Genomic DNA, 7,091 nt, shown 5'->3' with positions numbered 1-7,091 from the left:
TGCTCTTCGCATGACGGTGCTCTTCGCATGACGGTGCTCTTCGCATGACGGTGCTCTTCGCATGACGGTGCTCTTCGCATGACGGTGCTCTTCGCGCTCGACCTCGCCGGGACGCTCGTGTTCGCGATGTCCGGCGCACTCCGGGCGGCGCGGCATCGCCTCGACCTTCTCGGCGTGCTGGTCCTCGCCACCGCAACGGGCATCGGCGGCGGGCTTATCCGCGACGCGCTGCTCGGCGCCACGCCCGCCGCTGCGCTGCAAGACGAGGCCTACCTCCTCGTCTGCATCGCCGGAGCCATGCTCGTGATGCTGGCCGCCTCACGCGTGCAGGCGCAGTGGGACCTGGTGCGCTATGCCGATGCGATCGGGCTGGGCGTGTTTGCCGCGATGGGCGCGGCCAAGGCGACGCTCTTTGGGCTGGGTCCCTTCGGCGTGATGATGATGGCGGCGCTCACCGCGACGGGCGGCGGCGTGATCCGCGACGTGCTCGTCCGCGAGGTGCCCGCGGTCGTGCGCAACGACTTCTATGCGACGGCGGCGCTCCTCGGCGGGGCTGTCTACGCACTCGCGCTGGCCGCAGGGCTCTCGCCCAACGCGGCGCTTGCCGCAGCGGCTGTCGTGACCTCGGGCCTCCGCATCCTGGCGATGACGCTCGACCTCCAGCTGCCGCGCCTCCACATCGGCCCGCGACGTAGCGATCCGGGGAACGCGCCCTCGCCCGAGCAACCATTGTCTGAGCAACCATTGTCTGAGCACGACGCTTGAGGCGCTGACGCCTTCGCGCGCCCGCCCATTCGTGCGATCCCGGACAACGCGTTAACACGGGCGTAATCTTCGCCCTCCCTGTACGGCCTAGCTTTTCTGGATTGCCCCATGTCGTCCTCCGACCCGACCATGAGCGCTGCCGCGTCTACCCCCACGCCGCCGCAAACCATCCTCCTCGTCGACGACGAGCAGGACCTCCTGGACCTCGTCAGCTACAACCTCGAAAAGGAGGGCTACGAGGTCGTCACCGCTCGCGACGGCGAGACGGCGCTGGAGCACGCCGAGACCCATGATCCTGACCTGGTCGTGCTCGATGTCATGATGCCCAACATGACCGGCATCGAGGTCTGCCGACGGCTACGCGAGAACGCCAAGCTGCGCCTCACACCGATTCTGATGCTGACCGCGCGCGGCGAGGAATCGGACGAGATCAAGGGCCTCGAAGCCGGGGCCGACGACTACCTCGCCAAGCCGATCTCCCCGCGCCTGCTCCTCAGCCGCATCCGCGCGCTCCTGCGCCGCGGCGAGCGCGAAGAGACGGCCTCCACGACACAGCTCCGCGTGCACGACCTCCACATCGACCGGAGCCGCTACGTGGTCACGCGCCACGAAGGCCTCGACGGCGAGGAGACGTTTCGGATGCCGCGCAAGGAGTTCGAGTTGCTCTACTTCCTCGCTGCGCACCCCGGCCGCGTGTTCTCGCGCGAAGAGCTTCTCGACGGTGTCTGGGGGCCGAATGTCTACGTGGTGGACCGCACCGTGGACGTGCACGTCCGCAAGGTGCGCGAGAAGATCGGCAGCGACTACATCGAGACGGTCAAGGGCGTCGGCTACAAGCTCCGCGAGGAGATGTAGCGAGGACGGAGGCGATGCCGCCTGAGGTACGCCGCCTGCTAGCTGGCCTCAGCGAATGTCTCGGCGATGGCCTCGCGGACGCCGGTGCGCACCATCTTCGCGGCCTGCCGGATAAGCTGCGTGATCGCGCGGGCCGACGAGCTGCCGTGCCCGATCATCACCGTCCCGTCGGTGCCGAGGAGCGGCGCGCCGCCGAAGTTTTCGTAGTTGAACGGCTCCGTGACCCCGCGCAGCACCTTGGCGATCGTGATCTGGTCCTCGGTTCCGAGTTGCTGCTTGCCGATCTCGCGCTTGACCATCTGCGGAAGCACGGTCGAGAAGCTCTCGCCGAGCTTCAGCATCACGTTGCCGAGGAAGCCGTCGCATACGACTACGTCGGCGCCGTGGGCGAGCACGTCGCGTCCCTCGATGTTGCCGATGAAGTTGAGCGCGGCGTCTTGCAGGAGCGGATACGTCGCCTTGGCGAGGTCGTTGCCCTTGCCCGGCTCTTCGCCGACGTTCACGAGCCCGACGCTGGGGTCGTCCTTGCCCATCACCTTTTCGACGAAGACGCGGCCCATGTGAGCGAACTGGACGAGGTGCTCAGGGCGGCAGTCCACGTTGGCGCCCACGTCGAGAACGAGCGTGACGCCGGTGACGGTCGGGAAGTAGCCCGGCAGCGGCGCTCGGCTCACACCAGGCAAGCGGCCAACGATGAACAGCGCGCCGGCCATCACCGCGCCGGTGTTGCCCGCCGAGATGAAGGCGTCGGCGTGCCCCTGCTTGTGCATCCCGAGCCCGATGTGGATGGACGACTGCCGCTTGGTCTTGATCGCCGTCGTGGGCGACTCGTCCATGCCGATCACCTCGGGCGCATGGACGACCTGGATCGGCAGGCCCTCGTGGTCAATCTCGCCGAGGTGGGCGCGGACGACCGGCTCGGGCCCGACGAGCGCCACGGCAATGTCGCCCGAGCGCGTGGCCTCCACGGCTCCTTCGACCACCACCTTCGGGGCGTGATCGCCCCCCACAGCATCGACGGCAACAGTGATCGGCATGAGAGGCAACGGCTGGGAGAAAGGAATGGGAGACGGGACAAAAATATACGGGGAGGGCTCCGCATACGATCCCAGGCGCACACGACCTCCGCTGAGGGGACTGCGTGACCGGCGTCCAGATCCCGGCCGCACAGCAACGCGCCGCCCGGCACGTGGCCGAGCGGCGCGGAAAAGCGGGAGGAGACCCGGCTAGAGGTCTAGTAGTTGACGTCCTCTTTCACCGCGACGACCTGGCGGCCGCGGTAGTAGCCGCAGGACGGGCAGGCGCGGTGGCGCTTGTGCGGGCTGCCGCAGCTGGGGCACTCCTGCACGACAGGCAGCGAGCGAACCTTGTACTGGGCGCGGCGGGTGCGGGTGCGGGCCTTCGAGTGGCGGCGCTTCGGGTTGGCCATGGGTCTGGGGGCTGGGCTGGATGTAAAGTCGGGGGAGGCGCTCAGTCGCGGACTGGTTCGTCCTGGGTGCTGCTAGCATCGGCGAGACCGAGGAGAGCCTCCCACCGCGCATCGATGGGAGCGCCTTCGGGTGTGGTGAGCGCTCCGAACGTGGTCGTGATCTCCTGATCGCGGGCTTCGGGCGCGACACGGCGCATCGGGAGCGCCAGCGTCAGCGTCTCGCCGACGGCATCGGCGATGTCTACGGGAGCCCGGTCGTCCGGCAGTTCGCGTACGTCCTCGTCGTCGGCCATGAGAGGCGACCCGGGTGGGACGAACAGGAGCGTGTGCTCGCCGCTGACCGGCTCGTCGAACGGGACCAGGGTACGGTCGCAGACCAGATGGGCTACAGCGTCGACCGTGTAGCGCAAGTACAGCCGCCGACTCCGCGGGTCGAGGTCGTGGTAGTCAAGCTGCGCGCGAACAGCGATGTCGCTGAACGCCTGCGCGTCTAGGTCGAGGTCGGCGGGGACCGGGTGCAGGTCGATCGTGTGCGTACCAGGCTGGAGCGCGGCCGTGTCGATCAAGAGCATGGGACAGTCGAGAAAGTACAGGAGTCCCCAGGAGGCTTCGTGCCCCGTGATGCGGCACGTTGGGTGCTTGCAGCACGGGAGTGTGCCAGAGGGACAGAAGGGAAAAATAAAGAAGCTAGCGAAAGGGACCAACCTCTCCTTCAATTCTCCGCACGAGGGGGCCGCGCTGGAGGCAGGGAGGTACCCGGCTACCTACTTCCAGGTCCTCGCTGATGTTGCCCCGCATGTGTGCACAAGGTGTGGATAGCACGAGCGCCTGGGAATGAATTCCCGTGCGCCTCCACAGCCCATCGAAGCGCGTGCTCAAAAGAATCTTCACTTAATGGCCCAAAGTGTTAATCTATATATGCTTGAATAATCGTATATTTTCGTGGATAAAATGTGGAAAACGCGTCCCCCGTAGCGGAATTTGCCGGTCCAGCACGCGCCAACAGTCAGCTTCGTCGTGGATAACCCTGCCATCTCGTCTCCAGCCGGTTGCGAGTATTGGGCGGGGCTGATAACTTCTACGACTACCACCAAACCCACCTCTTCGTCTCGGCGCCCCTGCGCGGCGCCTCGCGGGAAGCCGCCCCGCACGCCGAGTACCGCCACTTCATCAATGCACCCTGACTCGCCGCACGACGCCTGGAGCCGCTGCCTGGAAATCATCCGGGACAACATCAGCCGACAGAGCTTCCGGACCTGGTTTGCGCCGCTCAAAGCGGTGAGTCTCACTGAAGAGGAAGGCCTCCGCAAGCTGACCGTCCAGCTGCCGAGTCGGTTCTACTACGAGTGGATCGAGGAGCACTACTTCGCGCTGCTTCGTAAGACCGTTACGAAGGTCCTCGGACCTAACGGACGACTCTACTACGATATCCTCATCGAGTCGCCGCAAGCGCCGGGTACCGCGACCCCGCGCGAACGAGGCGGCGACAGCGCTGGCACGACGGTGCAGCTCCCGGCGCGGCCAGGTGGTGCCCCGGCGCCCCCGCCAAACGCAGGCGTGCCGGGCGTCGCTCCGCCGAGCAGGCCCGGGTACCCAGGCACCCCGCCGCGCGAGCCGGTGCCGCCCTACCACCAGCCTGCCTCTCCGACGAACCCGTTCGTCATCCCCGGCATCCGCAAGCCGCAGGTCGACCCCAATCTGAACCCCGGCTACACCTTCGAGCGCTTCATCGAGGGCGACTGCAACCGCCTCGCGCGCAGTGCCGCGTGGGCCATCGCCCAGCAGCCGGGCGCGACGTCGTTCAACCCGTTCCTCATCTACGGTGGCGTTGGCCTCGGCAAGACGCACCTCATCCAGGCCATCGGCAACCACGCCAAGCTGCACGGCCACGCCGACACGGTGCTCTACGTCTCCAGCGAGCAGTTCACCAACCAGTTCGTCCAGGCGATCAAGGACAACAACGCGAGCGACTTCTCGAATTTCTACCGCCAAATCGACGTCCTGATCGTGGACGACGTGCAGTTCTTCAGCGGCAAGGAGAAGACGCAGGAGGAATTCTTCCACATCTTCAACGCGCTGCACCAGGCGGGCAAGCAGATCGTGCTCTCGTCGGACCGTGCGCCGAAGGACATCGTGGGCATCGAGGAGCGGCTGCTCTCGCGCTTCTCGTGGGGCCTCGCCGCCGACGTGCAGCTGCCCGAACTAGAGACGCGCACCGCGATCCTCCGCCGCAAGGCCGAAGACGACGGCATCCGCGTCGCGCCCGAGGTGATCGACTACATCGCGACGAACGTGAAGAGCAACATCCGTGAGCTCGAAGGCTCGCTGATCCGGCTCCTCGCCCACGCCGCGCTGCACGACCGCGAGATCGACCTCCCGCTCGCCCGCGAAGTCCTGAAGGACCTCATCAAGGACATTCGGATCACGCTCAACGTCGAGGAGATCCAGCGGATCACCTGCGAGTTCTTCGAGATCCCCGAGGACCTCGTCCGCGCCCGCACCCGCAAGCGCGAGGTCGTCCGCGCACGCCAGGTGGCGATGTACTTCGCCAAGCAGTTCACCGAGCAGTCGCTCAAGTCGATCGGCCTGCAGTTCGGCGGCCGCGACCACTCGACCGTAATCCACGCGATCAACAGCGTCGAGGACCAGATCGAGACCGACCCGCGCTTCCGCGAGATGATCTCCGACCTGCGCGGCAAGCTGGAACTGCACACGCGCTAGCGTAGGCCGGTGACGCCGTGTTGCGGTGTGCGGTGACCCTGTCCGCTGCACTGATCCTCGCCCAAACGTCCTAGGCGTTACTCACCGCAGAACCGCCGCGCTGCAACCTATACTCTGGCAACTTCTGCGGGCTGCGCCGTATACTTCGGGTCCGACTTTACACTCAGCCGCTTTCTGCCCCCAACCGCCATGAAATTCTCGGTTTCCAGCCGGGACCTCCAGCAGGCGCTCACGAGCGTCAACGGGGCCGTCCCGACCAAGAGCACCCTGCCCATCCTCGAGTGCGCGCTCTTCGAACGCGACGGCGACCACCTCGTGTTGAGCGCCACCGACCTCGAGATCTCGATCGTGCAACGCCTCTCGGTGGCCTTCGAGTCGAACGGCACCGACGGCGGCGGGCGCATCGCAGTCCCGGCGAAGCGGCTCCTCGACACGCTCCGCGCGCTCCCCGACCTCCCCGTCACGTTCCACGCGGACGGCGAGTTCAACGTCGAACTCACGACCGACCAAGGCCGCTACAAGATGGTAGGCTACGACGGGGCCGACTACCCCGCACTGCCGCAGCTTGACGCCGAGCAAGCCATCGAAGCCAACGCGGCCCTCGTCAAGCGCGCCATCGACAAGACGGGCTTCGCGGTGAGCAAGGACGCGCTCCGCCCGGCGATGATGGGGGTCTACTTCCAGGTGCACCCCGAGAATACACGCGTGGTCGCCACCGATGGGCACCGGCTCGTGCGCCTCACGCTGAGTACGCTCACGAGCGACAGCGCCGCCGACTTCGTCGTCCCGGAGAAGGCCCTCAGCCTCGCGGGCAAGGCGGCGGGCGACGGGGCCTGCACCATCCGCGCAGGCGGCGGCTTCGTCAGCTTCGACTTCGGCCAGACTAAGGTCATCGGCCGCATGATCGACGAGGCGTACCCCAACTACGAGGCTGTCATCCCGATGGACAACGACCGCATGCTCACGGTCAGCCGCGAGGCGATGCTGCAGGCCGTCAAGCGCGTCGCGCTCTACTCGTCGTCGATGACGCACCAGATCCGGCTCTCGCTCAAGGCCAACGAGATGACCATCTCGGCCGAGGACATCGAGCGCGCCTCCGAGGCGAAGGAGCGCGTGCTCTGCGAGTACGACAGCGACCCGATGGAGATCGGCTTCAACTCGCTCTACCTCGGCGAGGTGCTGTCCAACCTCGACGGCGAGGACGTGCAGTTCGCCTTCTCGTCGCCCAACCGCGCGGGCGTGGTCATGCCCGTGGACCAGGGCGAGGGCGAGGACATGCTGATGCTCATCATGCCGGTGATGCTCAACACCTACGCCTGAG

7 protein-coding genes are annotated in these 7,091 nt (G+C 66.5%); 4 read left to right on the top strand and 3 right to left on the bottom strand.

Annotated elements, in window-relative coordinates:
• The first annotated feature begins 78 nt into the window (after window positions 1-78).
• Together AAFU51_04415 and AAFU51_04410 are read left to right on the top strand one after the other, a co-directional pair.
• The gene (locus AAFU51_04415) at window positions 79-765 is read left to right on the top strand and encodes a trimeric intracellular cation channel family protein (protein ID MEO1570491.1); all 687 of its coding nucleotides are present in this window, start codon (window positions 79-81) and stop codon (window positions 763-765) included.
• Window positions 766-873: 108 nt separating this feature from the next.
• On the top strand, window positions 874-1,620 hold the full coding sequence (locus AAFU51_04410) for a response regulator transcription factor (GenBank protein ID MEO1570490.1): 747 nt from the start codon (window positions 874-876) through the stop codon (window positions 1,618-1,620).
• Window positions 1,621-1,658: 38 nt separating this feature from the next.
• On the opposite strand, the gene plsX is transcribed toward AAFU51_04410, so the two are convergent.
• From plsX to AAFU51_04395, 3 genes are all read right to left on the bottom strand, one after another.
• Window positions 1,659-2,657 (bottom strand): phosphate acyltransferase PlsX, encoded by a 999-nt coding sequence (plsX, locus tag AAFU51_04405; protein ID MEO1570489.1) that lies wholly within the window; start codon window positions 2,655-2,657, stop codon window positions 1,659-1,661.
• Between the two features lie 197 nt (window positions 2,658-2,854).
• On the bottom strand, window positions 2,855-3,049 hold the full coding sequence (gene rpmF / locus AAFU51_04400) for a 50S ribosomal protein L32 (protein MEO1570488.1): 195 nt from the start codon (window positions 3,047-3,049) through the stop codon (window positions 2,855-2,857).
• A 41-nt stretch (window positions 3,050-3,090) separates the two neighbouring features.
• Window positions 3,091-3,621 carry a DUF177 domain-containing protein gene (locus AAFU51_04395; protein ID MEO1570487.1) on the bottom strand — a complete coding sequence of 177 codons (531 nt, stop codon included), beginning with the start codon at window positions 3,619-3,621 and terminating at the stop codon, window positions 3,091-3,093.
• 601 nt (window positions 3,622-4,222) lie between these two features.
• On the opposite strand from AAFU51_04395, the gene dnaA reads away from it, so the two are divergent.
• Together dnaA and dnaN are read left to right on the top strand one after the other, a co-directional pair.
• Window positions 4,223-5,770, top strand: a complete 1,548-nt coding sequence (gene dnaA, locus AAFU51_04390) for a chromosomal replication initiator protein DnaA (GenBank protein MEO1570486.1) — start codon at window positions 4,223-4,225, stop codon at window positions 5,768-5,770.
• Between the two features lie 189 nt (window positions 5,771-5,959).
• Window positions 5,960-7,090, top strand: coding sequence for a DNA polymerase III subunit beta (dnaN, locus tag AAFU51_04385; protein MEO1570485.1), 1,131 nt, complete (start codon window positions 5,960-5,962; stop codon window positions 7,088-7,090).
• Window position 7,091 lies beyond the last annotated feature (1 nt).

Source organism: Bacteroidota bacterium (assembly GCA_039821555.1).
Lineage (GTDB): Bacteria > Bacteroidota > Rhodothermia > Rhodothermales > Rubricoccaceae > JBCBEX01.
This window is presented reverse-complemented; position numbering and strand designations above follow the sequence as displayed.

Bases quoted from the DNA above. Each gene is read 5' to 3' on its own strand.
- dnaN (MEO1570485.1), top strand. From the start codon at position 5,960: ATGAAATTCTCGGTTTCCAGCCGGGACCTCCAGCAGGCGCTCACGAGC.
- AAFU51_04410 (MEO1570490.1), top strand. From the start codon at position 874: ATGTCGTCCTCCGACCCGACCATGAGCGCTGCCGCGTCTACCCCCACG.
- AAFU51_04395 (MEO1570487.1), bottom strand. From the start codon at position 3,621: ATGCTCTTGATCGACACGGCCGCGCTCCAGCCTGGTACGCACACGATC.
- rpmF (MEO1570488.1), bottom strand. From the start codon at position 3,049: ATGGCCAACCCGAAGCGCCGCCACTCGAAGGCCCGCACCCGCACCCGC.
- plsX (MEO1570489.1), bottom strand. From the start codon at position 2,657: ATGCCGATCACTGTTGCCGTCGATGCTGTGGGGGGCGATCACGCCCCG.
- dnaA (MEO1570486.1), top strand. From the start codon at position 4,223: ATGCACCCTGACTCGCCGCACGACGCCTGGAGCCGCTGCCTGGAAATC.
- AAFU51_04415 (MEO1570491.1), top strand. From the start codon at position 79: ATGACGGTGCTCTTCGCGCTCGACCTCGCCGGGACGCTCGTGTTCGCG.